Origin of the sequence: Pantoea dispersa (genome assembly GCF_035783935.1) — a bacterium.
Classification (GTDB): Bacteria; Pseudomonadota; Gammaproteobacteria; order Enterobacterales; family Enterobacteriaceae; genus Pantoea; species Pantoea dispersa_C.
Genome location: NZ_JALKOV010000001.1, coordinates 496,023 through 522,549, shown reverse-complemented (window position 1 = coordinate 522,549; position 26,527 = coordinate 496,023). Strand labels below are relative to the sequence as shown.

The 26,527-nt window shown below is 57.8% G+C and carries 25 protein-coding genes; 19 read left to right on the top strand and 6 right to left on the bottom strand.

The window, feature by feature from the left end; all coding sequences use genetic code 11:
- Window positions 1-18: 18 nt before the first annotated feature.
- The 3 genes from MXF20_RS02560 (at window position 19) to MXF20_RS02550 (ending at window position 1,974) form a co-directional block, all read left to right on the top strand.
- On the top strand, window positions 19-201 hold the full coding sequence (locus MXF20_RS02560) for a type II toxin-antitoxin system HicA family toxin (protein ID WP_010617212.1): 183 nt from the start codon (window positions 19-21) through the stop codon (window positions 199-201).
- Between the two features lie 39 nt (window positions 202-240).
- Window positions 241-633 (top strand): type II toxin-antitoxin system HicB family antitoxin, encoded by a 393-nt coding sequence (locus tag MXF20_RS02555; RefSeq protein WP_022548759.1) that lies wholly within the window; start codon window positions 241-243, stop codon window positions 631-633.
- Between the two features lie 84 nt (window positions 634-717).
- The gene (locus MXF20_RS02550) at window positions 718-1,974 is read left to right on the top strand and encodes a mechanosensitive ion channel family protein (RefSeq protein WP_325967501.1); all 1,257 of its coding nucleotides are present in this window, start codon (window positions 718-720) and stop codon (window positions 1,972-1,974) included.
- Between the two features lie 81 nt (window positions 1,975-2,055).
- Here the strand turns inward: MXF20_RS02550 and icd are convergent, their stop codons facing one another.
- Entirely contained in the window at window positions 2,056-3,306 is a 1,251-nt protein-coding gene (gene icd / locus MXF20_RS02545) for an NADP-dependent isocitrate dehydrogenase (protein WP_325967499.1), read from the bottom strand.
- 101 nt (window positions 3,307-3,407) lie between these two features.
- On the opposite strand from icd, the gene rluE reads away from it, so the two are divergent.
- The 8 genes from rluE (at window position 3,408) to MXF20_RS02505 (ending at window position 11,327) form a co-directional block, all read left to right on the top strand.
- Window positions 3,408-4,064 carry a 23S rRNA pseudouridine(2457) synthase RluE gene (gene rluE / locus MXF20_RS02540; protein ID WP_325967498.1) on the top strand — a complete coding sequence of 219 codons (657 nt, stop codon included), beginning with the start codon at window positions 3,408-3,410 and terminating at the stop codon, window positions 4,062-4,064.
- A 45-nt stretch (window positions 4,065-4,109) separates the two neighbouring features.
- On the top strand, window positions 4,110-4,583 hold the full coding sequence (locus MXF20_RS02535; protein WP_325967497.1) for an NUDIX hydrolase: 474 nt from the start codon (window positions 4,110-4,112) through the stop codon (window positions 4,581-4,583).
- Between the two features lie 41 nt (window positions 4,584-4,624).
- Window positions 4,625-5,737, top strand: coding sequence for a tRNA 2-thiouridine(34) synthase MnmA (gene mnmA, locus MXF20_RS02530; RefSeq protein WP_325967496.1), 1,113 nt, complete (start codon window positions 4,625-4,627; stop codon window positions 5,735-5,737).
- 34 nt (window positions 5,738-5,771) lie between these two features.
- Window positions 5,772-6,413 carry a high frequency lysogenization protein HflD gene (gene hflD, locus MXF20_RS02525; RefSeq protein WP_325967495.1) on the top strand — a complete coding sequence of 214 codons (642 nt, stop codon included), beginning with the start codon at window positions 5,772-5,774 and terminating at the stop codon, window positions 6,411-6,413.
- Window positions 6,414-6,457: 44 nt separating this feature from the next.
- Window positions 6,458-7,828 (top strand): adenylosuccinate lyase, encoded by a 1,371-nt coding sequence (gene purB / locus MXF20_RS02520; protein WP_325967493.1) that lies wholly within the window; start codon window positions 6,458-6,460, stop codon window positions 7,826-7,828.
- Between the two features lie 187 nt (window positions 7,829-8,015).
- Window positions 8,016-8,684, top strand: a complete 669-nt coding sequence (phoP, locus tag MXF20_RS02515) for a two-component system response regulator PhoP (protein WP_211725100.1) — start codon at window positions 8,016-8,018, stop codon at window positions 8,682-8,684.
- 3 nt (window positions 8,685-8,687) lie between these two features.
- Complete coding sequence (phoQ, locus tag MXF20_RS02510; protein ID WP_325967491.1) at window positions 8,688-10,148, top strand: two-component system sensor histidine kinase PhoQ; 1,461 nt, start codon at window positions 8,688-8,690, stop codon at window positions 10,146-10,148.
- A gap of 57 nt (window positions 10,149-10,205) precedes the next feature.
- Complete coding sequence (locus MXF20_RS02505) at window positions 10,206-11,327, top strand: cupin domain-containing protein (protein WP_325967490.1); 1,122 nt, start codon at window positions 10,206-10,208, stop codon at window positions 11,325-11,327.
- 228 nt (window positions 11,328-11,555) lie between these two features.
- On the opposite strand, the gene pepT is transcribed toward MXF20_RS02505, so the two are convergent.
- Window positions 11,556-12,782, bottom strand: a complete 1,227-nt coding sequence (pepT, locus tag MXF20_RS02500) for a peptidase T (RefSeq protein WP_021506380.1) — start codon at window positions 12,780-12,782, stop codon at window positions 11,556-11,558.
- Window positions 12,783-13,082: 300 nt separating this feature from the next.
- On the opposite strand from pepT, the gene potA reads away from it, so the two are divergent.
- The 4 genes from potA to potD are packed head-to-tail and all read left to right on the top strand — an operon-like array spanning window position 13,083 to window position 16,866.
- A complete protein-coding gene (potA, locus tag MXF20_RS02495; protein WP_260641326.1) occupies window positions 13,083-14,198 on the top strand; it encodes a spermidine/putrescine ABC transporter ATP-binding protein PotA in 1,116 nt (371 codons plus the stop codon).
- Window positions 14,191-15,042, top strand: a complete 852-nt coding sequence (potB, locus tag MXF20_RS02490) for a spermidine/putrescine ABC transporter permease PotB (protein ID WP_325967943.1) — start codon at window positions 14,191-14,193, stop codon at window positions 15,040-15,042. Before potA ends, potB begins: the two co-directional genes overlap by 8 nt.
- Window positions 15,039-15,812 (top strand): spermidine/putrescine ABC transporter permease PotC, encoded by a 774-nt coding sequence (potC, locus tag MXF20_RS02485; RefSeq protein ID WP_325967489.1) that lies wholly within the window; start codon window positions 15,039-15,041, stop codon window positions 15,810-15,812. The genes potB and potC overlap by 4 nt, the downstream gene beginning before the upstream one ends.
- 10 nt (window positions 15,813-15,822) lie before the next feature.
- Window positions 15,823-16,866, top strand: a complete 1,044-nt coding sequence (gene potD, locus MXF20_RS02480) for a spermidine/putrescine ABC transporter substrate-binding protein PotD (protein WP_325967487.1) — start codon at window positions 15,823-15,825, stop codon at window positions 16,864-16,866.
- Window positions 16,867-17,090: 224 nt separating this feature from the next.
- Here the strand turns inward: potD and cobB are convergent, their stop codons facing one another.
- The 4 genes from cobB to lolC form a co-directional block, all read right to left on the bottom strand.
- On the bottom strand, window positions 17,091-17,924 hold the full coding sequence (gene cobB, locus MXF20_RS02475; protein WP_325967485.1) for a Sir2 family NAD+-dependent deacetylase: 834 nt from the start codon (window positions 17,922-17,924) through the stop codon (window positions 17,091-17,093).
- 147 nt (window positions 17,925-18,071) lie between these two features.
- A complete protein-coding gene (gene lolE / locus MXF20_RS02470) occupies window positions 18,072-19,316 on the bottom strand; it encodes a lipoprotein-releasing ABC transporter permease subunit LolE (protein WP_325967483.1) in 1,245 nt (414 codons plus the stop codon).
- On the bottom strand, window positions 19,316-20,017 hold the full coding sequence (gene lolD, locus MXF20_RS02465) for a lipoprotein-releasing ABC transporter ATP-binding protein LolD (protein WP_260641321.1): 702 nt from the start codon (window positions 20,015-20,017) through the stop codon (window positions 19,316-19,318). Before lolD ends, lolE begins: the two co-directional genes overlap by 1 nt.
- Window positions 20,010-21,209 carry a lipoprotein-releasing ABC transporter permease subunit LolC gene (gene lolC, locus MXF20_RS02460; protein ID WP_166709960.1) on the bottom strand — a complete coding sequence of 400 codons (1,200 nt, stop codon included), beginning with the start codon at window positions 21,207-21,209 and terminating at the stop codon, window positions 20,010-20,012. The genes lolD and lolC overlap by 8 nt, the downstream gene beginning before the upstream one ends.
- Before the next feature lie 248 nt (window positions 21,210-21,457).
- Between lolC and MXF20_RS02455 the strand changes: the two genes are divergently transcribed.
- From MXF20_RS02455 to MXF20_RS02440, 4 genes are all read left to right on the top strand, one after another.
- Entirely contained in the window at window positions 21,458-21,667 is a 210-nt protein-coding gene (locus tag MXF20_RS02455; RefSeq protein WP_021506388.1) for a hypothetical protein, read from the top strand.
- Window positions 21,668-21,853: 186 nt separating this feature from the next.
- The gene (gene mfd / locus MXF20_RS02450) at window positions 21,854-25,297 is read left to right on the top strand and encodes a transcription-repair coupling factor (protein ID WP_325967942.1); all 3,444 of its coding nucleotides are present in this window, start codon (window positions 21,854-21,856) and stop codon (window positions 25,295-25,297) included.
- A 102-nt stretch (window positions 25,298-25,399) separates the two neighbouring features.
- Entirely contained in the window at window positions 25,400-26,101 is a 702-nt protein-coding gene (locus MXF20_RS02445) for a hypothetical protein (RefSeq protein ID WP_325967941.1), read from the top strand.
- The gene (locus MXF20_RS02440; RefSeq protein WP_325967481.1) at window positions 26,098-26,526 is read left to right on the top strand and encodes a hypothetical protein; all 429 of its coding nucleotides are present in this window, start codon (window positions 26,098-26,100) and stop codon (window positions 26,524-26,526) included. The genes MXF20_RS02445 and MXF20_RS02440 overlap by 4 nt, the downstream gene beginning before the upstream one ends.
- The last annotated feature ends 1 nt before the right edge of the window (window position 26,527 follow it).

Here is a 26,527-nt window from a genome sequence, read left to right as displayed (position 1 = left end):
TTCACCGATGGAAATCCCATGAAGAGCGCGACGCTGATTAAACTGCTGCAAAAGAATGGCTGGAAACTGGAGCGCATACGCGGCAGTCATCATCAGTTCTCGCACCCGGATTTTGCTCATCTGATCACCGTGCCGCATCCGCAGAAAGATATGAAGAAAGGCACGCTGATGCAGATCCTGAAAGACGCCAGGCTGGATTAATCCATGCTGGTTTTATTTCGCTTGCTCAGAGGTGACATTATGCTGTTTCCCGCTTTGGTAGAGATTGACGCTGACGGCTCGGCCAGTGGTTATTTCCCGGATGTCACCGGCTGTTATTTTGCCGGTGACACGCCCGAGCAAACGCTGCAGGATGCGCAGTCTGCGCTGCACGCCCATTTTGAACTGATGGCAGAGAAAGGCTTATTAATTCCTGAGCCAGCACAGCACTGGCAGCAGGAATTTAGCCAGCCTGGCGTGTGGATATATGTTGATATTGACGTCACCCGCTATCTGGGCAAATCCGAACGCATCAACATCACTATGCCGCACCTGCTGATTGAGAAGATCGATAAGATGGTCAGTAACAATGCGCGCTACAGCAGCCGCAGCCATTTTCTCGCCGAGGCGGCGCGCAAGGCGCTGGTTTCTTAGCCGCACGATTGCGCACGCGTCGCTTATCGTCCGCGACAGCTTTATGTTTGAATTCCCGCCTCAACCGGCCGGCATGTGGTTAAAATGAATTACTTACGCGACATACAAACGTTTATTGAAGGCAATACCGTTCTCTCCGCCACCTTCAGCCTGCTGCTTTTGCTGGTTGTCGGCATGGTCACCCACCTGATCTGTAAGTTCTTTGTGGTGAAAGTGGTGCGTCGCGTGTTCTTTAGCACGCATAAAAACCAGGTTCCGCTGGATAAAGACGTCCGGCTTTCAGAAAAACTGTCGAATTTCATTCCGGTCATCACCGTTTATTACCTGCTGCAGTTTATGCCGGATCTGCCCGAGCATCTGCTGATCGCGGTGAAAACCATCTGTGGCATTCTGTTTTTTGTTTATTTGTCGCTGTTCTTCAATGAAGTGCTGGAGATCGTTAACAACTCCTACTCGCGTAAGTCGAAGCGCAAGAATCATTCGATCAAAGGCTATATCCAGATCGGTAAGATCCTGGTGCACATTATTTCCGCCATCATGATTCTGGCCATCATGTCGAACAAATCGCCGGTGATCATCATTTCAAGTCTGGGTGCGGTCGCGGCGGTATTGATGTTAGTGTTTCAGCATACCCTGCTGTCGCTGGTGGCCAATATTCAGGTGTCATCCAACGATGTGCTGCAGCTTGGCGACTGGATTGAAATGCCGGATAACGGCATCAGCGGTGAAGTGATTGATATCGCCCTGCACACTATCACCATCCGCAACTGGGACAATACGCTGTCGCGCATTCCGACCAAAAATTTCCTCACCGAAACCTACACCAACTGGCAGGCGATGTTCTCCTCCGGCGCGCGGCGAATTATGCGCAGCTTTCATCTCGATCAGACCTCCATTCGCTTTCTCGATCAATCGATGGTGCAGCAGATGAGCCAGATTCGCGGCGTCAGCGAGCAGCTTTCGAGACTCATGGATGGCCGCGATAGCAGCGTGGTCGGCGACCGCTGGTTTGCGGAAAACGGCATCACCAACCTCACCGTGTTCCGTCACTATCTCACCGCCTGGCTGGCGCAGCGCGACGATATTAAAAAAGATATGTATATCGTGGTGCGCGCCATGAAACCGTCACCGGAGGGATTGCCGGTAGAGGTTTATTGCTTTACCTCTTCGGTGCTGTGGGTCGATTACGAGAATTCCCAGTCGGCGATATTTGAATTCATCTACGCCATCGTCGGTCAGTTTTCGCTGCGGATTTACCAGCATCCGGCCGGCAATGATTTCTGGCGTTTGTCGCAAGCGCGCGACAGCCAGATAGGCCAGTTACAGCCTCCAGCGGAATAGAGGGCGCGGTTTCGCCAGCAGCCAGCACAAAAAAAAGGGAGCCCAAAGGCTCCCTTTCATGTTGCATTTGCTCAGGGCAAATTACATGTTCGCGATGATCGCGTCACCAAACTCTGAACATTTCAGCAGTTTAGCGCCGTCCATCAGACGCTCGAAGTCGTAGGTCACGGTCTTAGCGGCGATGGCGCCTTCCATGCCTTTAACGATCAGATCTGCGGCTTCGAACCACTCCAGGTGACGCAGCATCATTTCCGCTGACAGGATCACGGAACCTGGGTTCACTTTATCCTGACCTGCGTACTTCGGTGCGGTACCGTGGGTCGCTTCAAACAGTGCACATTCGTCACCAATGTTCGCGCCCGGGGCGATACCGATACCGCCAACCTGTGCCGCCAGGGCATCAGAAATGTAGTCACCGTTCAGGTTCATACAGGCGATAACGTCATACTCGGCTGGACGCAGCAGGATCTGCTGCAGGAAGGCATCGGCGATCACATCTTTAACGATGATCTCTTTGCCGGTGTTCGGGTTTTTGAACTTCATCCACGGACCGCCATCGATCAGCTCGCCGCCGAACTCCTCTTTCACCAGCTGGTAACCCCAGTCTTTGAAAGAGCCTTCGGTGAACTTCATGATGTTGCCTTTGTGCACCAGCGTCAGTGAATCACGGTCATTGGTGATGGTGTATTCAACCGCAGCACGCACCAGACGTTTGGTGCCTTCTTCTGAACACGGCTTCACGCCAATACCACACTGCTGCGGGAAGCGAATTTTCTTCACGCCCATCTCTTCACGCAGGAATTTGATCACTTTGTCCGCTTCCGGCGTACCGGCTTTCCATTCGATACCGGCATAGATATCTTCGGAGTTTTCGCGGAAGATCACCATGTCGGTATCTTCAGGACGTTTAACCGGGCTTGGCGTGCCGGTGTAGTAACGTACCGGACGCAGACACACGTACAGGTCCAGTTCCTGGCGCAGCGCGACGTTCAGAGAACGAATACCGCCGCCGACTGGGGTGGTCAGTGGGCCTTTGATGGCCACGCGGTACTCTTTGATTAAATCGAGGGTTTCCTGCGGCAGCCAGACATCCTGGCCATAGAGTTCGACGGATTTTTCGCCGGTGTAAATTTCCATCCAGGAAATTTTTCGCTCGCCGTTGTAGGCTTTCTTCACAGCGGCATCAACCACTTTCAGCATCACCGGGGAAACGTCAACCCCAATACCGTCACCTTCAATGTAGGGGATGATCGGGTTATTCGGGACATTCAGTTTGCCCTGATCCAGGGTGATTTTTTGACCTTCCGCCGGAACAACTACTTTGCTTTCCATTAACCTCTCCTTCGAGCGATTTTTTGTTAATGATTTGTAAGATGCGCGTCAATACTACTTGAATATTTCCGCCACGCCAATCACCGCAGTTTCGCGCTATAATGCGCCGATTGTTACCAACTGCAAAGCCCATGCGAAAAACTTCTCAACGAATTCACCAGCATAAGCGCCCCGCTGCCCCCGCGCGGCGCGACACGCGGCCAAAAGGCCCGCGTCGCGTCATACTCTTTAACAAACCTTTCGATGTTCTGCCGCAGTTCAGCGATGAGGCCGGTCGCCGCACGCTGAAAGATTTTGTGCCGGTGAGCGAGGTGTATGCCGCAGGCCGGCTCGACCGCGACAGCGAGGGGTTGATGATTCTGACCAACGATGGCGCACTGCAGGCGCAGCTGACGCAGCCGGGCAAACGCACCGGCAAAATCTACTATGTCCAGGTGGAAGGCGTGCCGCAGGAATCAGATTTATCCCGCCTGCGCAGTGGCGTAACGCTCAACGATGGCGTCACGCTCCCGGCCGGCGCGGAAGTGGTGCCCGAGCCCGCCTGGCTGTGGCCGCGCACGCCGCCGATCCGCGAGCGTAAAGCCATTCCCACCAGCTGGCTGAAAATCACGCTGTATGAAGGACGCAATCGCCAGGTACGGCGCATGACGGCCCACATTGGCTTTCCGACGCTGCGGCTGATCCGTTATGCCATCGGTGATTATCAGCTGCAGGACCTGGCGCCGGGCACATGGCGCGATATCAGCGATCGCGCCTGAAGTGAGCCACTTCGATAACGTCAGGTTAACGATTCAGGAGAAACGATGTTTAAACCTCATGTAACCGTCGCCTGCCTGGTGCACGCGCAGGGTAAATTGCTGGTGGTGGAAGAGCGTGTCGACGGACGCATTACCTGGAATCAGCCGGCCGGACATCTGGAGGCCGATGAGACGCTGCTGGAAGCGGCGCAGCGCGAACTGTATGAAGAGACCGGCATCAGCGCTCAGCCCGCCTATTTCCTCGGCGTACAGCAGTGGATCGCGCCGGACCATACACCTTTTGTGCGTTTTCTGTTTGGCCTCGATCTGCCTGCCACCGTTGCCACCACGCCGCACGACAGCGATATTGACTGCTGCTGGTGGCTGTCGCCGGAGCAGATTCTCACCGCAGACACGCTGCGATCGCCGCTGGTGGCCGAAAGCGTGCGGCTGTGGCAGCAGGGTGCCCGCTATCCGCTGCAGCTGGTGGCGCCGTATCAGTGGCCGTTTCATGAGGGTGCGCACAACGCTTCCGCGTGATAGAATGCGCCGCCTGTTTTTATCGTAATTAAGAGTGCGTCATGTCTGACAACAGCCAGAAAAAAGTGATCGTCGGGATGTCCGGCGGCGTCGATTCTTCCGTTTCCGCCTGGTTACTGCAGCAGCAGGGCTATCAGGTAGAAGGCCTGTTCATGAAGAACTGGGAGGAAGACGATGGCGAGGAGTATTGCACCGCCGCTGACGATCTGGCTGACGCACAGGCCGTGTGTGACAAGCTCGGCATCAAACTGCACAAAATCAACTTCGCCGCCGAGTACTGGGACAATGTGTTCGAGCACTTCCTGGAAGAGTACAAGGCCGGGCGCACGCCGAATCCGGATATCCTGTGTAACAAAGAGATCAAGTTCAAAGCGTTTCTTGAATTCGCCGCGGACGATCTCGGCGCGGATTATATCGCTACCGGTCACTATGTGCGCCGTGCCGATGTGGACGGTAAAAGCCAGCTGCTGCGCGGTCTCGATGGCAACAAAGATCAGAGCTACTTCCTGTACACGCTCAGCCACCAGCAGATTGCGCAGAGCCTGTTCCCGGTCGGCGAGCTGGAGAAGCCCGAGGTGCGCCGCATCGCCGAACAGCTCGATCTGATCACCGCGAAGAAAAAAGATTCCACCGGCATTTGTTTTATCGGCGAGCGTAAATTCCGCGACTTCCTCGGTCGTTATCTGCCGGCGCAGCCGGGCGTGATCGAAACCGTTGACGGTGAAATCGTCGGTGAACATCAGGGGCTGATGTACCACACCCTGGGCCAGCGTAAAGGTCTGGGCATTGGTGGACGCAAAGAGAGCAATGACGATCCGTGGTATGTGGTCGACAAAGACGTGGCGCGCAATACGCTGATAGTCGCGCAGGGCGGCGATCATCCGCGCCTGATGTCGGTGGGCCTGATCGCCCAGCAGCTGCACTGGGTCGATCGCCAGCCAGTGACGAAAGCGCTGCGCTGCACGGTGAAAACCCGCTATCGTCAGAGCGACATTCCCTGCGAAATTATTCCGCACGGTGACGATCGTATTGAAGTGCGTTTCGATGAGCCGGTCGCGGCCGTGACGCCAGGCCAGTCCGCGGTATTCTACCTTGGTGACGTGTGCCTCGGTGGCGGTATTATTGAACAGCGCCTGCCGCTGGCAGAAGCCTGAGTCGGCGCTGCCGACGCGTCTACAGGAGTTAAGCGTGGCTAAAAACTATTATGAAATAACGCTGGCGCTGGCCGGCGTTTGTCAGGCAGCGCATCTGGTGCAGCAACTGGCGCATCAGGGGCACTGCAACAACGCGGCGCTGCAGGTCTCGCTGCGCAGCCTGCTGGATTTGAACCCTGGCTCAACGCTGGCGGTGTTTGGTAATGATGAAGCCAACCTGCGTGCTGGCCTTGAAACGCTGATGGCGGTGCTCAACAGCGGCAGCCGTCAGGGCGCCAGTGCCGAACTGACGCGTTATACGCTGAGCCTGATGGTGCTGGAACGTAAGCTGCACGGTAATAAAACCGCGCTGAACACGCTGGCGCAGCGCGTCAGCCAGCTTGATCGTCAGCTGGCGCACTATGAACTGGAATCAGACACCATCACCAGCGCCATGGCCGGCATTTATGTCGACGTGATCAGCCCGCTCGGCCCGCGCATTCAGGTCACCGGTTCGCCGCAGGTGCTGCAGAATTCGCAGGTGCAGAGTAAGGTGCGCGCCGCGCTGCTGGCCGGTATCCGCGCAGCGGTATTGTGGCAGCAGGTGGGTGGTGGTCGTCTGCAGCTGATGTTTTCGCGCCAGCGCCTGCTGCGTGAAGCTAAAACCCTTTTATCCCGGCTGGGTCCGGCGTATTAAGCGCCGCCCTGCCCTAAATTGTTAACGATTCAGGAGTTGCACTGATGGAATTATCCTCTCTGACCGCCGTCTCACCTGTCGATGGTCGTTACGGCGATAAAGTCAGCCCGCTGCGTGCGATTTTCAGCGAATTTGGTTTGCTGAAATTCCGCGTTGAGGTTGAAGTTCGCTGGTTACAGAAACTGGCCGCGACCGCAGAGATCAAGGAAGTTCCTGCATTTGACGCCGACGCAAACGCTTTCCTTGACGCCATTGTCGCCGGTTTCAGCGAAGAAGATGCGGCGCGCATCAAAACCATTGAGCGCACCACCAACCATGATGTGAAAGCGGTCGAGTACTTTCTGAAAGAGAAAGTGGCTAACGTGCCGGCACTGCACGCGGTGTCTGAATTTATCCATTTCGCCTGCACCTCCGAAGATATCAATAACCTGTCACACGCGCTGATGCTGGAAACCGCACGCCGTGAGGTGATCGTGCCGTTCTGGAACCAGATCATCACTGCCGTGAAAGGCCTGGCGCAGGAGTATCGTGATATTCCGCTGCTGTCGCGCACCCACGGTCAGCCGGCAACGCCGTCCACCATGGGTAAAGAGATGGCCAACGTGGCTTATCGCATGGAACGCCAGCTGCGTCAGCTGAGCAACGTCGAAGTGCTGGGCAAAATCAACGGCGCGGTCGGCAACTACAACGCACACATCGCCGCCTATCCGGAAGTGGACTGGCACCAGCTGAGCGAGCAGTTTGTGACCTCGCTGGGTATTAGCTGGAACCCGTACACCACGCAGATTGAGCCGCATGACTACATCGCCGAGCTGTTTGACTGCATGGCGCGCTTCAACACCATCCTGATCGATTTTGACCGCGACATCTGGGGTTACATCGCCCTGAATCACTTCAAACAGAAAACCATTGCCGGCGAAATTGGCTCTTCCACCATGCCGCACAAGGTTAACCCTATCGACTTCGAAAACTCTGAAGGCAATCTGGGTCTGGCCAATGCGGTGATGCAGCACCTGGCCAGCAAACTGCCGGTATCACGCTGGCAGCGCGACCTGACCGATTCCACCGTGCTGCGCAACCTCGGTGTTGGCGTCGGCTATGCGCTGATCGCCTATCAGGCCACGCTGAAAGGGATTTCTAAACTGGAAGTGAACCGCGATCGCCTGCTGGACGAACTGGATCACAACTGGGAAGTGCTGGCCGAGCCAATCCAGACCGTGATGCGTCGTTATGGCATCGAGAAGCCGTATGAGAAGCTGAAAGAGCTGACGCGCGGCAAACGCGTGGATGCGGCAGGCATGCAAGCCTTCATCGACAGCCTTGAACTGCCGGAAGCAGAGAAAGTGCGCCTGAAGCAGATGACGCCTGCCAACTACCTCGGCCGCGCCATTCAGATGGTTGACGACCTGAAGTAATTCCTTGCCCTGAAAACGCAGGCTATGGCAAGTTGGTGTCACCTCAGTCACTGCATTAGCGGTGGCTGAGGGCAACACCTGCCTGCAACACCTGCCTGCGCATCACAGCCGAGTGTTAATCTGCGGTTTAGCTGGCGTCGCGTATACTTTTTGCCATCATCACTGAGTTTGAAGGTAAGGATATTCTATGCGTGTTCTGGTTGTGGAAGATAATGCCCTGCTGCGCCATCACCTCGCAGTCCAGTTACGTGACATGGGTCATCAGGTGGATGCCGCCGAAGATGCCAAAGAAGCCGACTATTTCCTGCAGGAACACGTTCCCGATATTGCGCTGGTCGATCTCGGTCTGCCCGATGAAGACGGTATGTCGCTGATTCGTCGCTGGCGGGGCGATGCGATTCGTCAGCCGATTCTGGTACTCACCGCACGCGAAGGCTGGCAGGCAAAAGTTGAAGCGCTGGAAGCCGGTGCCGATGACTACGTGACCAAGCCGTTTCACATTGAAGAGGTCGCCGCCCGGCTACAGGCGCTGATGCGCCGCAACAGCGGACACGCCTCACAGATTATCTCCATGCCGCCGTTCCAGGTTGACCTGTCGCGCCGCGAACTGACGGTCAATGACGCCCCGGTTAAGCTGACCGCGTTTGAATACACTATTGTAGAAACCCTGATCCGTAATGCCGGGAAAGTGGTGAGCAAAGACTCGCTGATGCTGCAGCTGTATCCGGATGCAGAACTGCGCGAGAGTCACACTATTGATGTGCTGATGGGCCGGCTGCGCAAAAAAATCCTTGCGCTGCATCCGACCGAAGTGATCAATACCGTGCGTGGTCAGGGATATCGCTTTGATCTCTGATTAATGAACCTGCTCCGCCGTCAGCGTCCTTTCTCTTTACGCGCGCGTTTTCTGCTGGCGACGGCGGCGATCGTGCTGTTTTTGTCGCTGTCATACGGCATGGTGGCGGTGATCGGCTACGTTGTCAGCTTCGATAAAAATACCTATCGCGTGATGCGCGGCGAGAGCAATCTGTTCTTTACCCTCGCGCAGTGGAAAGACAGCAAGCTCACCATCGCCCAGCCGGAGCGCATGACGCTCAACTTCCCGACGCTGGTGTTTATCTACGATGAGCACGGCAAGCTGCTGTGGCAACAGCGCGACGTGCCGGAAATTCGCAAAAACATTCGCCGCGACTGGCTGATGAAGCCGGACTTTTACGAAATCGATACCAGCAATCGCACCAGTATGGCGGCGATGGGCAACAATCCGCAGGCGCAGCAGCGGCTGCACGCGCTGGACAGCGACAGCAATGACACTTTCACGCACTCGGTGGCGGTAAACCGTTACGATGCCACCACCAATCTGCCGGCGCTGACCATCGTGGTGGTGGACTCGATCCCGCAGGAGCTGCAGCACTCTGACGTAGTGTGGTCGTGGTTCAGCTATGTGCTGGCGGCCAATCTGCTGCTGGTGATCCCGCTGCTGTGGCTGGCGGCGCACTGGAGCCTGCGTCCGATTGGCCACCTCACTTCACAGGTGCGCGAGCTGGAAACCGGTCACCGGGAAAACCTCGACGATAACCCGCCGCAGGAGCTGCGCAGTCTGGTGCGCAACCTCAATCTGTTGCTCACCAACGAGCGCCAGCGCTATACGCGCTATCGCACCACGCTGTCGGACCTGACGCACAGCCTGAAAACCCCGCTGGCGGTGCTGCAAAGCACGCTGCGCTCGCTGCGCGGCGGCAAAGAGCTGACCATCGAGCAGGCCGAACCGGTGATGCTGGAGCAAATCAGCCGCATTTCGCAGCAGATTGGCTATTACCTGCATCGCGCCAGCATGCAGGCCGATCACAACCCGCTGCAGCGCGATCTGCACTCGGTTTCGGCCCTGCTGGACAGCCTGTGTTCCGCGCTCAACAAGGTGTATCAGCGCAAGGGCGTTGAAATCACGCTGGATATCTCCCCCGAGCTGACGTTCATCGGCGATCAGAATGATTTTATGGAAGTGCTGGGTAACGTGCTGGATAACGCCTGCAAATACTGCCTCGAATTTATTGAGGTCAGCGCGCGCCAGACGGAAAACGCGCTGCATCTGTTTATCGACGACGACGGGCCAGGCATTCCCGAAAGCAAGCGCGATCTGATTTTTGTGCGCGGCCAGCGCGCCGATACGCTGCGTCCCGGTCAGGGACTGGGACTGGCGGTGGTGCGCGACATTCTTGAGCAGTATGCCGGTCAGGTGATCGCCAGCACCAGTCCGCTCGGCGGCGCGCGCATGGAGGTGATTTTCCAGCGGCAGGAAGTTGAACATCACCGCGAGTAGAACCGGGCGCGGGCTGTTATACTTGGCAGCAATTATGGCCCTAACCGGAATCCTCGCATGGACTATCAGCTCGACATCAACTGGCCCGACTTTATTCAGCGCTACTGGCAAAAACGCCCGGTAGTGCTGAAACGGGGTTTCAAAAACTTCATTGATCCGATCTCTCCGGATGAGCTGGCCGGTCTGGCAATGGAGAACGAGGTGGACAGCCGCCTCGTCAGCCACCACAACGGCAAGTGGCAGGTCAGCCACGGTCCGTTTGAAAGCTACGATCACCTGGGTGAAAGCAACTGGTCGCTGCTGGTACAGGCGGTGAACCACTGGCACGAACCCTCCGCTGCGCTGATGCGCCCGTTCCGCTTCCTGCCCGACTGGCGTATTGACGATTTGATGATCTCCTTCGCCGTGCCGGGCGGCGGCGTAGGCCCGCACTTCGATCAGTACGACGTGTTTATTATTCAGGGCACCGGCCGCCGTCGCTGGCGCGTGGGCGAAAAAGTGCCGATGAAGCAGCACTGTCCGCATCCGGATCTGCTGCAGGTGGAACCGTTTGACGCCATTATCGATGAAGAGCTGGAACCGGGCGATATTTTGTATATTCCACCGGGTTTCCCGCACGAAGGCTATTCGCTGGAGAACGCGCTCAACTATTCAGTCGGCTTCCGCGCGCCAAACGGCCGCGAACTGATCAGCGGCTTTGCGGACTATATGCTGGCGCACGAGCTGGGCAGCTACCGCTTCAGCGATCCGGATGTACCGGCGCGCGACTGCCCGTCGCAGATTCTGCCGTCGGAAGTGGAAGGGATCCGCAAGGTGATGCTGGATGTGATTAATCAGCCGGAGCAGTTTAACCAGTGGTTTGGCGAGTTCATTTCCCAGTCGCGTCACGAACTGGACGTAGCGCCGCCGGAACCACCGTACCAGCCGGATGAGATTTATGATGCGCTGCAGCAGGGCGATGCGCTGACGCGCCTTGGCGGCCTGCGCGTGCTGACGCTGGGCGATGCGGTGTACGTCAACGGTGAACGCGTCGAGTGCGCCCAGCCGGCGGTACTGGCGGCGCTGGCCCATAAGCACGTGCTGACGCTGGAAGATTTTGGCGATGCGCTGGATGATCCTTCGCTGCTGGCCCAGCTGGCGGCGCTGGTGAACAGCGGATACTGGTTTTTTGCTGACTGAGTCTGGCAGGTCCGCTGCGCCGGTTTCCCTCACCCCGGCCCTCTCCCGCCCGCGGGAGAGGGAGAAAATCGCGCGACGATTGCAGTAAAGCGCAGGCCATAAGATGCGTAAGTAAACAGGGGCACACACAGGCGTTAAGGCAATAAACAGAGCCTGAAAACTGCTCGATCGGTCCCCTCTCCCGCGAGCGGGAGAGGGTTAGGGTGAGGGCAAGCCCCTCTCCGGCCCCTACTTCTTCTCCGCCGCGAGCGCGGCCAGGCGCACGATCACCTCAACCGATTTCGCCATCACATTTAGTGACGCAAACTCATGCTTGCCGTGATAGTTGTAGCCGCCGGTAAACAGGTTCGGACACGGCAGCCCTTTCCATGACAGCGCCGATCCGTCGGTGCCGCCGCGGATCGGCTTCACGTTCGGTTCGATGCCACAGTCGCGCATCGCCTGCAGCGCCAGCTCAATAATGTGCGGATGCGGCTCTACCTTCTCGCGCATATTGCGATAGCTGTCGCTGATCTCCACCTTGATGGAGCACTCAGCCTGCAGGCCTTTACTGACGCGGCGGCCAATCTCCTGCAGCAGCTGTTTGCGCTGTTCGTAGCTGTCGGCATCGAAATCCCGAATCAGGTACATCAGCTCGGCGTGCTCGACGGAACCCTTAATGGTGTGCAGATGGAAAAAACCTTCGTAGCCGTCGGTAAACTGCGGCTTCTCTTTGGCCGGCAGCTCGGCGTGGAAGCGCATCGCCAGGTCCAGCGCGTTCACCATCACGTTTTTTGCGCTGCCCGGATGCACGTTATTGCCGGTGATTTTGACCAGCGCCGTTGCGGCGTTGAAGTTCTCGAACTCGAACTCGCCGAGATCGCTGCCGTCAACGGTGTAAGCCCAGTCGGCGGCGAAGCCTTCTACATCAAAGTGCGACGTACCGCGGCCAATCTCCTCATCCGGCGTAAAGGCCACGCGAATGGCGCCGTGCGGCACATCCCCTTTGGCCAGTTCGGCCATGGCTGTCATGATCTCAGCGATACCGGCTTTATCATCGGCGCCCAGCAGCGTTTTGCCGTCGGTGGTGATCAGCGTATGGCCCGTCAGCTTATGCAGCACCGGGAACATCACCGGCGAAAGCACTTCATCCCCGTTGCCCAGCGCAATGTCGCCGCCACGGTAGTTTTCAATGATCTGCGGGTTGACGTTTTTCGCGGTGAAATCCGGTGAGGTATCCATGTGGGAAATAAACCCGATCACCGGCGTCGGCCAGTCAACGTTTGCCGGCAGGGTGCCCATCACACAGCAGTGATCGCTTAAGGTGACGTCAACAAAACCCAGCGCAATAAGCTCTTCCTGTAACTGACGTGCCAGCGTCCACTGCCCTTCACTGCTCGGCACCTGGCGCGCCTGGGGTTTTGCCTGGGTTTCTACTGCCACATAACTGAGAAAACGCTCAAGTAATTGATCCATCTGTCATCCCTCTAAAGAACCTGCATTATTATCATGGGGCCTGATTATCGCCATGTTGCGTCAAATCATTATCCTTCAGGTTAGCCCTCGCAGCGCAATCGTGCGCTGAAATTCGCCCCGCCAGCCATCCGTCCGGCTGACCCGATGAGCATACTCCAGCAATTTGCAGACTTTTCAAGGTTATTCCGTGTATGAACATGGTAATGGCGCATTTTTCAGGTATTATCGCGCCCTTCATCACGGCATGCTGTCACCGGCGGCTATGCGGTAACCTGATTCTCAGCAGACTGAGTGACGAAAATGACGCAAACACGCGCGCAACAGGCGCTGGTTACGCTTTCTGGCATCAGTAAAGCTTTCGATGGCAAAACCATCATCTCCGATTTTGACCTGACCATCGGTCATGGCGAATTTATCACCCTGCTCGGTCCGTCGGGCTGCGGTAAAACCACCATTCTGCGGCTGATTGCCGGGCTGGAGAGCGCCGACAGCGGACACATCTGTCTTGATGAGAGCGACATCACCGACATGCCCGCCGAGCACCGTCATATCAATACCGTGTTTCAGAGCTACGCGCTGTTTCCGCACATGTCGGTATTTGAGAATGTCGCCTTCGGCCTGCGCATGCAGAAAACCCCGGCGGCCGAACTGACTCGCCGCGTCGACGAGGCGCTGGCGATGGTGCAGCTGGAGAACTTTGCCGCGCGCCGGCCACATCAGCTCTCCGGCGGCCAGCAGCAGCGCGTGGCGATTGCGCGGGCGGTGGTCAACCGGCCGAAAGTACTGCTGCTGGATGAGTCGCTCTCCGCGCTGGATTACAAACTGCGCCGCCAGATGCAGAACGAACTGAAAGCGCTGCAGCGCAAGCTGGGCATTACGTTTGTGTTTGTTACTCACGATCAGGAAGAGGCGCTGACCCTGTCCGATCGTATCGTGGTGATGCGCGACGGACGCATTGAGCAGGACGGCACGCCGCGCGAAATCTACGAAGAGCCGGCAAATCTGTTTGTGGCACGCTTTATCGGCGAAATTAACGTGTTTGATGCTGACGTCATCGACAGCAGTGACGCGCCGCGGGTGCGGGCGCGCGTCGAAGGCCGTGAGTGCGATATTCACTGCCCGTTCCCGGTCAAACCCGGCGACCGGCTGCATGTGCTGCTGCGGCCGGAAGATTTGCGCGTCGAGGAGATCGATCACGACAGCCGCAGCGAAAACCTGATCGGCTACGTGCGTGAGCGCAACTATAAAGGCATGACGCTGGAATCCACCGTTGAGCTGGAGAATGGTAAATTACTGACGGTGAGCGAGTTTTTTAACGAGGACGATCCGGACGTTGACCACTCGCTGAACCAGAAAATGGCGGTCAGCTGGGTGCCAAACTGGGAGGTGGTGCTGCCGTATGAAACGGATGCGTAATCGTCTGCAGAAAGCCATTGTGGCGCTGGTGGTCGGCTGGCTGACGCTGTTCGTGTTCCTGCCGAACCTGATGATCTTCGCCACCAGCTTCCTGACGCGCGACGACGCACACATTGTCAGCATGGTGTTCACCCTCAACAATTACAGCCGGCTACTCGATCCGCTGTATGCCCAGGTTCTGCTGCACTCGCTTAACATGGCCTTTCTCGCCACGCTGTGCTGCCTGCTGCTCGGCTACCCTTTTGCCTGGTGCCTGACGCGACTGCCGGTGCGCGTGCGTCCGCTGATGTTGTTTCTGCTGATTGTGCCATTCTGGACTAACTCGCTGATCCGCATTTATGGGCTGAAAATTTTCCTCAGCACGCGCGGCTGGCTCAATGAATTCCTGCTATGGCTCGGCATCATCGACAAACCGTTTCGCATCATGTTTACCCCGGAAGCGGTGATCCTCGGGCTGATCTACATTCTGCTGCCGTTTATGGTGCTGCCGCTCTATTCCAGCCTGGAAAAGCTGGATAAATCCTGCCTTGAGGCGGCGCGCGATCTCGGTGCCAGCAGGCTTCAGACGTTTATCCGTATCATTTTGCCGCTGACCATGCCGGGGATTGTCGCCGGTGCGCTGCTGGTGTTTATCCCGGCAATGGGGCTGTTCTACGTAGCAGATTTACTGGGCGGCGCGAAGAATCTGCTGATCGGTAACATCATCAAGAGTCAGTTCCTGAATATTCGCGACTGGCCGTTTGGCGCCGCCACCAGCATCGTGATGACGCTGCTGATGGGGCTGATGCTGCTGATTTACTGGCGCGCGGCGCGCCTGCTGAACAACAAGGTGGAGCTGCAATGATGACGCGCGTGTTACGCGGTGGCTTCATGGCCGTGATTTATGCCTGGTTTTACATCCCGATCATCATTCTGATCGTGAACTCCTTCAATGCCTCGCGCTTTGGCATCAACTGGCAGGGCTTCAGCACCCAGTGGTATCGCCTGCTGGTCAATAACGACAGCCTGATTCAGGCGGCGCAGCATTCGCTGATTATGGGCGTGCTGTCGGCCAGCTGCGCGACGCTGATCGGTTCACTCACCGCAGTGGCACTGTACCGCTACCGTTTTCGCGGCAAGCCCTTTGTCAGCGGCATGCTGTTTGTGGTGATGATGTCGCCCGATATCGTGATGGCGATTTCGCTGCTGGTGCTGTTTATGCTAGTGGGCATTTCGCTCGGCTTCTGGTCGCTGCTGTTTTCGCACATCACCTTCTGCCTGCCGTTTGTGGTGATCACCGTCTATGCGCGCCTGAAAGGCTTCGACGTCCGTATGCTGGAAGCGGCGAAAGACCTCGGGGCCAGCGAAGTGACCATCTTACGTAAAATTTTGCTGCCGCTGGCGTTGCCGGCAGTGGCCGCAGGGTGGCTGCTGAGTTTCACCCTGTCGATGGACGATGTGGTGGTGTCATCGTTTGTCACCGGTCCCGGCTTCGAGATCTTGCCACTAAAAATTTATTCCATGGTGAAAGTGGGCGTGTCGCCAGAGGTGAACGCGCTGGCTACCATTTTGATGCTGCTGTCGCTGCTGCTGGTGGCAGCCAGTCAGCTGTTGCTGCGTGATAAAACCAAATAGAGGATAACCGATGAAAAAGTGGTCTCACTGGCTGGCGGCTGGAGCGCTGGCACTGGGTATGCAAAGCGCTCAGGCGGATGACAACAATACGCTCTATTTCTACAACTGGACTGAATATGTGCCGCCGGGGCTGCTGGAGCAGTTCACCAAAGAGACCGGCATCAGGGTGATTTACTCCACCTACGAGTCCAATGAGAGCATGTACGCCAAGCTGAAAACTTGGAAAGATGGCGCTTACGATCTGGTGGTGCCGTCGACCTACTTCATCGCCAAAATGCGCAATGAGGGCATGCTGCAGAAGATCGATAAATCACAGCTGAGCAACTTCGGCAATCTCGATCCCGAGCTCCTGAATAAGCCGTTTGACCCAAACAACGACTATTCCATTCCCTATATCTGGGGCGCGACGGCCATTGGCGTGAACACCGACGAGGTGGATCCGAAAACCCTCACCAGCTGGGCCGATCTGTGGCAACCCCAATACAAGCAAAGCCTGCTGCTGACCGACGACGCGCGGGAAGTGTTCCAGATGGCGCTGCGCAAGCTCGGCTACTCCGGTAACACCAGAGATCCGCAACAGATTGAAGCCGCCTATCAGGAGCTGAAAAAGCTGATGCCGAACGTGCTGGCGTTCAATTCCGACAATCCGGGTAACCCGTTTATGGAAGGCGAAGTTAATGTCGGCATGATCTGGAATGGCTCCGCCTGGGTGGCACGTCAGGCCGGCACGCCGCTGCAGATTATCTGGCCGAGAGAGGGCGGGATTTTCTGGATGGATAACCTGGCAATCCCGGCGAATGCGAAAAATAAAGCGGGCGCGCTGAAGCTGATCAACTTCCTGCTGCGCCCGGATGTGGCGGCTAAAGTGGCGGAAACCATCGGCTATCCGACGCCGAACCTCGCTGCGAAGAAGCTGCTGCCGCAAGCGGTGGCCAGCGATCCGTCACTCTATCCGCCAGCTGAAGTGATCAGAAATGGCGAGTGGCAGAACGATGTCGGGGCCGCCAGCGTGCAGTACGAAACGCTGTTCCAGAAGCTGAAAGCAGGACGGTGAGGTTCCGAGGTGGGAGACGGTGCGGTTTTGCCCTCACCCTGCCCTCTCCCAGAGGGAGAGGGTTCATTCGTGCCGGGTTCAGCTAGTGAGAGAGGGTTCATTCGTGCCGGATTCGGCCTGTGGGAAAGACCGTACTGGATTCAGCCTGAGCCTCAGTCCGGCGCGTTTTTCCCCTTCTCCCGCCGGGAGAAGGCCGGGATGAGGGGAAACGCGCAGCGCACTGACTATTTATACAACCCGCGCAAAAACGTATGCACGAACCCGGGCACCACTTCGCTGGCTAAGCCGTAATGCGCTTCAGCGAATTCGTTACCCACCTGACTGGGGGCCAGATTCAGCTCCACGGTGTGCGCGCCCTGCAGTTTTGCTTCATGTACAAAGCCTGCAGCCGGGTAGACATGGCCTGAAGTGCCGATGGCGATAAACAGATCGGCCTGTTCCAGCGCCTGATAAATCTCCTCCATGCCGAGCGGCATCTCACCAAACCACACCACGTGCGGACGCAGCCGCGACGGGAACTGGCAGCAGGTACAGCGATCGTCCGGACCGACGTCCTCCGTCCACGCCAGCACCTGACCGCTGTGCTCACAGCGCACCTTCAGCAGTTCGCCGTGCATATGCAGCACGCGCTGGCTGCCGGCACGCTCGTGCAGATTATCGATATTCTGCGTAACCAGCAGGAAATTATCGCCCAGCACCTGCTCCAGCTCGGCCAGCGCCTTGTGCGCCGGGTTAGGCTGGATGTCGGGCTGCTGCAGCTGACGCCGGCGCGCATTATAGAATCCCTGCACCAGCGCCGGATCGCGGCGAAAGCCCTCCGGCGTCGCGACATCTTCCACGCGATGCTCTTCCCACAGGCCATCTTCCGCGCGGAAGGTGCGAATACCGGACTCCGCCGAAATCCCGGCACCGGTCAGCACCACCACGCGCGGCTGTGGGTGGGCGGCAAGTTCAACCTGGCGGTCGCGCTCAAAGATGCGCTGGCGAAAGCGCTGATGCACTTTGCGGCGGTTCTTTTTGTAGCGGGCAAGTCGAAGGCGGCGGCGCGGTTGGCGCATAAAGGCTCCTTAATCTGCGGCGCTGAACGCCGCGCTGCGGATGTTTTCCGGGTTACTCAGACCCGATAATAGCGGCTGGGTATGACGGCTGCATGCCGCAGACGCTGAAAATGTGCGCAGCCGCGAAGGCGGCTGCGTGATTTATCTTTACTGGCCGCTCAGCACGCGCGCGGGATCGATGCGACTGGCGCGCCGCGCCGGATACCAGCTGGCAATCAGGCTCAGGCCAATCGCCGTCACCAGCACAATCGCCACATCCAGCCAGTGCAGCTCGGATGGCAGGAAATCGATAAAATAGATATCGCCCGCCAGCAGCTGATGCCCGGTAAGGTGCTCCACCGCGCGCATTAACGGCGTCAGGTTAAGCGCCACCAGCACGCCGACCACCACCCCGCTGACGCTACCCAGCAGCCCGGCCAGCAGACCGTACCAGATGAAAATGGCACGAATCAGGCCATCTTTCGCGCCCAGCGTGCGCAGCACGGCGATGTCGCTGCTTTTGTCCTTCACCGCCATCACCAGCGTCGACACGATATTAAAGCAGGCGACGCCAATCACCAGCACCATCGCCAGATACATAATGGCGCGAATCATCTGGATATCGCGATACATGTAGCCGTAGGTGCCAATCCAGCTGCGGATGGTAACGTAGGAATGGGTGGCTTCACCGGCATCGCGCACCAGCTTCTGCGCCTGGAACGGATCGCTCATCTTCAGCGCAATGCCGCTGACGCTGTCGCCCAGATCCAGATAGGTTTGCGCATCGGCCAGCGGCACCAGCGCCAGGCTGTGATCCAGCATACCGCTCAGCTGCAGAATACCGCTCACCTGCAGACGAATGCGCTTCGGCTGCAGCAGTTTGTTCTCGCCATCATTATTCGGGATCAGGATGGTGATCCAGTCGCCCTGCTTCACGTTGAGCGATTTGGCGATGCCGCCGCCGAGGATGATCTGCTGCTTGCCGGCGCTGAACTGCGACCAGGCATCACCGCTGACAAAACGCGGCAGCGCGCTAAGGCGCGGCTCCTGCTGCGGATCAACGCCCTTCACCTGCAGCGCCTGCAGCTTCGCACCGCTCTCAATCAGCCCGGTGAAGTTAACGTACGGCGCCGCTGCGGCGATGCCCGGCACCTGTTCGATCGGCGCAATCATCGGCTGCCAGTTGCGGAATGGCTGGTTCACCGCCTCGATTTCGCCGTGCGGCACCACCGCCAGAATGCGGTTGTTAAGCTCGCGCTCGAAACCGTTCATGGCGCTGAGCCCGATGATCAGCACCGCCACGCCAAGCGCAATGCCGATGGTCGAGATAATGGAAATCAGCGACACCATGCCGCCGCGCCGCCGGCCGCGGCTGAAACGCAGCCCGAGCAGCAGGGATAAAGAGGACGCCATCAGATCGCTCCCAGCGTCAGGTGATCGCTCAGCTGGCCGTCACGCATCTCCATCTGACGGCTCAGGCGCTTCGCCAGGTTCAGGTCGTGCGTCACCACCAGAAACGCCGTGCCCTGCTGCACGTTAAGCTCACCGAGCAGCTCAAAAATGGCGTCCGCGTTGCGCGCATCGAGGTTACCGGTGGGCTCATCCGCCATCACCAGTCGCGGCCGGTTCACCAGCGCCCTGGCAATCGCCACGCGCTGACGTTCACCGCCTGACAGCTCAGCAGGCCGGTGCGCCGCGCGCTTTTCCAGACCTACCGCCGCCAGCATCTCACGCGCACGCGCTTCGGCTTCGGCTTTGCCGGTTTTGCCAATCAGCAGCGGCATCGCTACGTTCTCCAGCGCGCTGAAGTCCGGCAGCAAATGGTGAAACTGATAAATGAAGCCGAGTTCCCGGTTGCGCAGCTCCGCCTTCGCCGCTGAGGACATGGCATTGAGCGATTTGCCGTCAAACACCACATCACCGGAGGTCGGCGCATCCAGCCCGCCCAGCAGGTGCAGTAAAGTACTTTTGCCGGAGCCGGAGCTGCCGACAATCGCCGTCAGTTCGCCCGGCTGCAGGCTAAAAGCCACATTGCGCAGCACATCGGTCTGCACGCTGCCTTCCTGATAGCGTTTGCACAGGTCACGACACTGCAACAAAGGGGTATTACTCATAACGTAAAGCCTCAGCGGGTTGAACGGCGGCAGCGCGCCATGACGGATAGAGAGTAGAGAGCAGAGCGACGGCCATCGAGACCAGCGCAATGGTGATCACCTGCCAGACATTGATATCCACCGGCAGCGCCGCACCATCAAGGAACAGGCCGATCACCGGCATTAAATTATTGAGCTGGCTGGCCAGCAGCACGCCCAGCAGCGTACCGAGCAGCGCGCCGATAATGCCGGCGCTGGCGCCCTGTACCATAAATACCGCGACGATTTGCCGCCGCGTTAAGCCCTGGGTTTGCAGGATCGCCACTTCCGCCTGCTTCTCCATGATCAGCAGGCCCAGCGAGGTGATGATGTTAAAAGCGGCCACGGCGATGATCAGGCTGAGCAGCAGCCCCATCATGTTTTTCTCCATGCGCACCGCCTGGAACAGATCGCCCTTGCGTTCGCGCCAGTCTTTCCACGTCAGCCCCTGCGGCAGCGGCTGCTGGCTGAGCGCATCGACATTCAGCGGCTTATCCAGCCACAGGCGCCAGCCGGTGATGTTGCCGAGCGGATAGCGCATCACGCGCGAAGCATCCTGCTGGTTCACCAGAATCTGATAGCCATCGACTTCGCTGTTGGCCGCGTAGGTGCCGGCAACGGTAAAGATACGCTGGCTCGGCACGCGTCCCACCGGGGTAAACTGGCTGACCGATGGCACCATCAACCGCAGCTGATCGCCGCGCTTCACACCCAGCTGCTGGGCCAGCAGTTCACCGAGAATGACCTTATACTGCCCCGGCTGCAGCACGCTCTGCTGGGTATTGACCAGGTAAGGCGTCAGCGGATCCGGTTCGTCGGGATTGATGCCCAGCATCACGCCAACTGAAACGTTGCGCGCACTCTGTAACACCACATCGGCGGTGGTCAGCGGCGCAATCCGCGTAACGCCCTGCAGTTTGAGATCCTGCGCGCGCATCTGCTGCGGATTGATGCTGCCGGTGTCGCTGGTCACCAGCGCCTGCGGCATCAGACCGAGGATGTTGCCTTCCAGCTCGCGCTCAAAGCCGTTCATCACCGACAGCACCGTCACCAGTGCCAGCACGCCGAGCGTGATACCGATAGTCGAGAGCCAGGAGACGAAACGACCGAAACGGTCTGAAGCACGTCCACGCATGTAGCGCAAACCGATGAATAACGCGACTGGTTGATACATGAGATCCGTCTTGGCCGTTGCCCAAAATTAAGTAGAGCGATGATAAAGGAGCCTTCTGCTTTATGAAACCTCTAACCCGCTGAGTCGCTTGCAAAGTTGCGTCAAAATGCGTCCTCCTGCGCGACAATGCACAAAATTACGACAAAATAGTGACGCTATTAGTACGATTATTCGTCAGCAGGTGGGTTAGACTTAGCCTGCAGTACCGGTTTTCGCATCACAGTAAGCGCAGTACGGAGGTTCTTACCATGAGCAGGTTTCCTAAAGGCAGTATCGTTAAACATAAATCTGGCGAGATCAAAGGCGAAGTGGTCAATGTCTTTGAGCAGGGAGACGCGCTAACCGGTTATTATGTGAAGTGGGACGATGGCAACAACAGCTACCATGTCGAGCGCGAGCTGTCATGGGCTAATGTGGATCGTCCTCGCATGCACTACACACAGCAATCCAGTAAATAACGTGACGCGGCCAGGTCGCCATCAATGACGACCTGGCAACTGGCCATACTGGCGGCCCTTCAGGGTGCCGCTGAGGTAAGGTGCGCATTCATGCACCCTGACATAAACTCAGAAAGGAGAGATGATCCTCACGGCGGAATGTGGAATGATGACGCCCTGGAAACTGAGGAGAGAATGTCGGACCTTATGTCGGAACAGCGTCGTTATACCCTGCCTGCAAAAGCAGGCGACCATCGTCAGCTCGGCCAGCTGGTCGGCGCCGCGCAGGCGGTTGAGTGTGCCAGCATCACCGAACGCCACCGCGGTCCGGTGCTGATGATCACCCCGGATATGCAATCGGCCCTGCGACTGCAGGAGGAGATCAGACAGTTTACCGATCTGCCGGTCACCAATCTTGCTGACTGGGAAACGCTGCCCTACGACAGCTTCTCGCCCCATCAGGACATTATCTCCGCCCGTCTCTCCACCCTGTACCAGCTGCCCACCCTGACGCGCGGCATGCTGATTCTGCCGGTTAACACGCTGATGCAGCGCGTTTGCCCGCACAGCTTCCTGCACGGCCATGCGCTGGTGATGCAGCAGGGCCAGAAGCTGTCGCGCGATGCGCTGCGCGACCAGCTGGAGCAGGCCGGTTATCGCCATGTCGATCAGGTGATGGAGCACGGCGAGTACGCGACGCGCGGCGCGCTGCTCGACCTGTTCCCGATGGGCAGCGATCAGCCTTACCGCATCGATTTCTTTGATGATGAGATCGACAGCCTGCGCCTGTTTGACGTCGATTCACAGCGCACGCTGGAGGCGGTGAGCGCCATCAACCTGCTGCCGGCGCATGAATTTCCCACCGACAAAGCGGCCATTGAGCTGTTCCGCAGCCGCTGGCGTGAAACCTTTGACGTGCGGCGCGAACCCGATCACGTCTATCAGCAGGTGAGCAAAGGCACGCTGCCGGCCGGGATTGAGTACTGGCAGCCGCTGTTTTTCGAGCAGGAACTGCCTACCCTGTTTAGCTATCTGCCCGCCAGCACGCTGGTGCTGAACAGCGGCGATCTGCACGCCAGCGCTGAGCGTTTCTGGCAGGATGCTAACGCACGCTATGAAAATCGCCGCATCGATCCTATGCGCCCGCTGCTGGAACCGGCCACGCTATGGCTGCGCCCGGATGCGCTGCTGAGCGAGCTGAAAAACTGGCCGCGCATGCAGCTCAGCGCTGAGACGCTGCCGGAAAAAGCCGCGAACAGCAATCTCGGCTATCAGCCGTTGCCGGAGCTGACGGTGCAGGCGCAGGCCAAAGCGCCGCTCGATCTGCTGCGCCAGTTCCTCGAGCAGTTTACCGGTCAGGTGATTTTCTCGGTAGAAAGTGAAGGTCGCCGTGAGAGCCTGCAGGAGCTGCTATCCCGCATTAAACTGCGGCCGCAGCCGATCGACCGCTTCGAGCAGGCCGATGGGCAGCCGTACAGCCTGATGATTGGGGCCAGCGAGCGCGGCTTCATTGACACCCAGCGCCAGCGCGCGCTGATTTGCGAAAGCGATCTGCTGGGTGAGCGCGTCAGCCGCCGCCGTCAGGACAATCGCCGCACCATCAATCCGGACGTACTGATTCGCAACCTCGCCGAGCTGCACCCGGGGCAGCCGGTGGTGCATCTTGAACACGGCGTGGGCCGCTACATTGGCCTGACCACGCTGGAAGCCGGCGGTATCGTGGCCGAGTATCTGATGCTCTCCTATGCTGGCGACGCCAAACTTTACGTGCCGGTATCATCGCTGCATCTGATCAGCCGTTACGCCGGCGGCGCCGATGAAAATGCACCGCTGCATAAGCTGGGCAGCGATGCCTGGTCACGCGCGCGGCAGAAAGCGGCGGAGAAAGTGCGTGACGTGGCCGCTGAGCTGCTGGACATCTACGCCCAGCGCGCGGCCAAAGCCGGCTTTGCCTTCAAGCACGACCGCGAGCAGTATCAGCTGTTCTGCGAAGGTTTCCCGTTTGAAACCACGCCGGACCAGGCGCAGGCGATTAACGCCGTGCTCAGCGATATGTGCCAGCCGCTGGCCATGGACCGCCTGGTGTGCGGCGACGTTGGCTTCGGTAAAACCGAAGTGGCGATGCGCGCCGCCTTCCTCGCGGTGGAAAATGGCAAACAGGTTGCGGTGCTGGTGCCAACCACCCTGCTGGCGCAGCAGCACTACGACAACTTCCGCGACCGCTTTGCCAACTGGCCGGTGCGCATTGAGATGCTGTCGCGCTTCCGCAGCGCCAAAGAGCAGGCGCAAGTGCTGGAACAGGCCAGCGAGGGCAAAATTGATATTCTGATCGGCACCCATAAGCTGCTGATGAGCGACCTGAAGTGGCGCGATCTCGGTTTGCTGATCGTCGACGAAGAGCACCGCTTCGGCGTGCGTCACAAAGAGCGCATCAAAGCGATGCGCGCTGACGTCGATATTCTGACGCTCACCGCCACGCCGATCCCGCGCACCCTGAACATGGCGATGAGCGGCATGCGCGATCTGTCGATTATCGCCACGCCACCGGCGCGCCGTCTGGCGGTGAAAACCTTCGTGCGCGAGTATGACAGCCTGGTGGTGCGCGAAGCGATCCTGCGTGAAGTGCTGCGCGGCGGCCAGGTTTACTATCTCTACAACGACGTTGAGAACATTGAGAAAGCGGCGCAGCGGCTGGCCGAACTGGTGCCGGAAGCGCGCATCGCCATCGGCCATGGTCAGATGCGTGAGCGCGATCTGGAACGGGTGATGAACGATTTCCACCACCAGCGCTTCAACGTGCTGGTGTGCACTACCATCATCGAAACCGGAATCGACGTGCCCAGCGCCAACACCATCATCATTGAGCGCGCCGACCATTTCGGTCTGGCACAGCTGCATCAGCTGCGTGGCCGCGTCGGCCGTTCGCACCATCAGGCTTATGCCTGGTTGCTGACGCCGCACCCGAAAGCTATGACCACCGATGCCCAGAAGCGCCTGGAGGCGATTGCCTCGCTGGAGGATCTGGGCGCTGGCTTTGCGCTGGCGACGCACGATCTGGAGATTCGCGGTGCCGGTGAACTGCTGGGTGAAGATCAGAGCGGCCAGATGGAAACCATCGGCTTTACGCTCTACATGGAGCTGCTGGAAAACGCGGTGGATGCGCTGAAGGCCGGACGTGAACCGTCGCTGGAAGATCTCACCAGCAATCAGACCGAAATTGAGCTGCGCATGCCTGCCCTGCTGCCGGATGATTTTATTCCGGACGTCAATACGCGCCTGTCGCTGTATAAACGCATCGCCAGTGCGGCCGATGAACAGGAGCTGGCCGAGCTGAAAATTGAGATGATTGACCGCTTCGGCAAGCTGCCCGACGCCGCGCGTAACCTGCTGGACATCGCCGCGCTGCGCCTGGTGGCGCGCCAGCTGGGACTGCGCAAAATCGAAGCCAGCGAAAAAGGCGGCTTCTTTGAGTTCGCGCCGCAGAATCAGGTCGATCCCGGCTGGCTGATCGGTCTGCTGCAGAAAGATGCGAAGCAGTGGAAGCTGGATGGTCCGACGCGACTGAAATTCACCCGCGATCTGAGCGAGCGCAAAACCCGCATGGAATGGGTGCAGAATTTCGTCGCCGAGCTGGCGAAGAACCGGGTTTAAGGAGCGAGCTCGCAAACCTGGCGGAAAAAATTAAATCACCGCTTGATCCTGTGATATCACAAGGATGGCATCACAGGATTTATTCATGGAAGGAGCTCAATGATGAGCAGGCGAGAGGATATTCTTGACGGCAGTAAAGCAGAAAGAAGTGCTTACGGCCTGGTTTACACAGAAGTATTGGGCTGGATAGATCTCGGTCACGCCCAGGGCAATGACATCAGACAGTTATGGGCGCAAATGCTGTGCGGCGAAGCGCAGAACGGCCTGACTTATGACGTTACCTATAAACAATCAATGGCTGGCCTCAAAAGGCGCCTGACTGTGGGAAAATCAATCACCTGGCGACTCAAAAAAGGTCTGTCATATCACCAAAAGCAAAGCATAGCGCTTGCCATGATGATGACGCTGGCGCGCAGGTTTGAAGGGCTCCAGAATTCTTTCCCTTTTAGCTGGGCTACTGACAGCGGATTCAGTGGCGAAGACCTTGTGTCGGATCTTCTGGGTTTTTACCGGGTTGTGGCATGCATGAGCGGCATTTTCAGCTACCTGAAACCAGTGAGTCAGGCGGATGCATTAAGACGCTGGGACCATTATGGAAAAATTGGCTCCTGGAAAAATGAAACCTTTAAGCCACTGCTTTTCCCTGATCCTCTTCAATTCCCTAACGCCAAACCTCACTTTGGTCAGTTACCGATCTTCATGCGAAGCGTAACGCCCTATAATCGGTGGACATCAGACGATGTTGGCATCATAGACCCTGACCGTGGCTTTATCCATTTTGGTAAGGGCGTATCAAAACTATGAAAAAATCGCTCAGAATTCTACTTTGCGTTCTCATTGCGTGTGTGGTCGGTATGGCCTATGGCTTGAATTATCTCCGCATGGAGTTTGCAGATAGCGCTAATTATACAGAGCACGACTCGCTGGATTACGACTTTTATACGCCTGATTTACTCAAAAAGATGCCGCGCATTACTGATAACTACAGCTTTCATTACAGTAACGTATCAGGTCCCAACCCCGCACTGATTTTTCAGCTGAGGTTTATTGGCGCGACTAACGCAGATAAAATTAATGCGTTTATGAAAGAAAAGGGTTTTAAACAAAGCGAAGCGTGCAGTTTCGCAGGTGACTGCTGGACTGGCGACGATCCGCATGTCACCGTATCGATTGAAATTGAGGAACAACCGCGCACAGTTCTCGTTTCGATGGTAGATAAGCGAATCTGAT

Bases quoted from the DNA above. Each gene is read 5' to 3' on its own strand.
- MXF20_RS02560 (WP_010617212.1), top strand. From the start codon at position 19: ATGAAGAGCGCGACGCTGATTAAACTGCTGCAAAAGAATGGCTGGAAA.
- MXF20_RS02555 (WP_022548759.1), top strand. From the start codon at position 241: ATGCTGTTTCCCGCTTTGGTAGAGATTGACGCTGACGGCTCGGCCAGT.
- MXF20_RS02550 (WP_325967501.1), top strand. From the start codon at position 718: ATGAATTACTTACGCGACATACAAACGTTTATTGAAGGCAATACCGTT.
- icd (WP_325967499.1), bottom strand. From the start codon at position 3,306: ATGGAAAGCAAAGTAGTTGTTCCGGCGGAAGGTCAAAAAATCACCCTG.
- rluE (WP_325967498.1), top strand. From the start codon at position 3,408: ATGCGCCGATTGTTACCAACTGCAAAGCCCATGCGAAAAACTTCTCAA.
- MXF20_RS02535 (WP_325967497.1), top strand. From the start codon at position 4,110: ATGTTTAAACCTCATGTAACCGTCGCCTGCCTGGTGCACGCGCAGGGT.
- mnmA (WP_325967496.1), top strand. From the start codon at position 4,625: ATGTCTGACAACAGCCAGAAAAAAGTGATCGTCGGGATGTCCGGCGGC.
- purB (WP_325967493.1), top strand. From the start codon at position 6,458: ATGGAATTATCCTCTCTGACCGCCGTCTCACCTGTCGATGGTCGTTAC.
- phoP (WP_211725100.1), top strand. From the start codon at position 8,016: ATGCGTGTTCTGGTTGTGGAAGATAATGCCCTGCTGCGCCATCACCTC.
- phoQ (WP_325967491.1), top strand. From the start codon at position 8,688: ATGAACCTGCTCCGCCGTCAGCGTCCTTTCTCTTTACGCGCGCGTTTT.
- MXF20_RS02505 (WP_325967490.1), top strand. From the start codon at position 10,206: ATGGACTATCAGCTCGACATCAACTGGCCCGACTTTATTCAGCGCTAC.
- pepT (WP_021506380.1), bottom strand. From the start codon at position 12,782: ATGGATCAATTACTTGAGCGTTTTCTCAGTTATGTGGCAGTAGAAACC.
- potA (WP_260641326.1), top strand. From the start codon at position 13,083: ATGACGCAAACACGCGCGCAACAGGCGCTGGTTACGCTTTCTGGCATC.
- potB (WP_325967943.1), top strand. From the start codon at position 14,191: ATGCGTAATCGTCTGCAGAAAGCCATTGTGGCGCTGGTGGTCGGCTGG.
- potC (WP_325967489.1), top strand. From the start codon at position 15,039: ATGATGACGCGCGTGTTACGCGGTGGCTTCATGGCCGTGATTTATGCC.
- potD (WP_325967487.1), top strand. From the start codon at position 15,823: ATGAAAAAGTGGTCTCACTGGCTGGCGGCTGGAGCGCTGGCACTGGGT.
- cobB (WP_325967485.1), bottom strand. From the start codon at position 17,924: ATGCGCCAACCGCGCCGCCGCCTTCGACTTGCCCGCTACAAAAAGAAC.
- lolE (WP_325967483.1), bottom strand. From the start codon at position 19,316: ATGGCGTCCTCTTTATCCCTGCTGCTCGGGCTGCGTTTCAGCCGCGGC.
- lolD (WP_260641321.1), bottom strand. From the start codon at position 20,017: ATGAGTAATACCCCTTTGTTGCAGTGTCGTGACCTGTGCAAACGCTAT.
- lolC (WP_166709960.1), bottom strand. From the start codon at position 21,209: ATGTATCAACCAGTCGCGTTATTCATCGGTTTGCGCTACATGCGTGGA.
- MXF20_RS02455 (WP_021506388.1), top strand. From the start codon at position 21,458: ATGAGCAGGTTTCCTAAAGGCAGTATCGTTAAACATAAATCTGGCGAG.
- mfd (WP_325967942.1), top strand. From the start codon at position 21,854: ATGTCGGAACAGCGTCGTTATACCCTGCCTGCAAAAGCAGGCGACCAT.
- MXF20_RS02445 (WP_325967941.1), top strand. From the start codon at position 25,400: ATGAGCAGGCGAGAGGATATTCTTGACGGCAGTAAAGCAGAAAGAAGT.
- MXF20_RS02440 (WP_325967481.1), top strand. From the start codon at position 26,098: ATGAAAAAATCGCTCAGAATTCTACTTTGCGTTCTCATTGCGTGTGTG.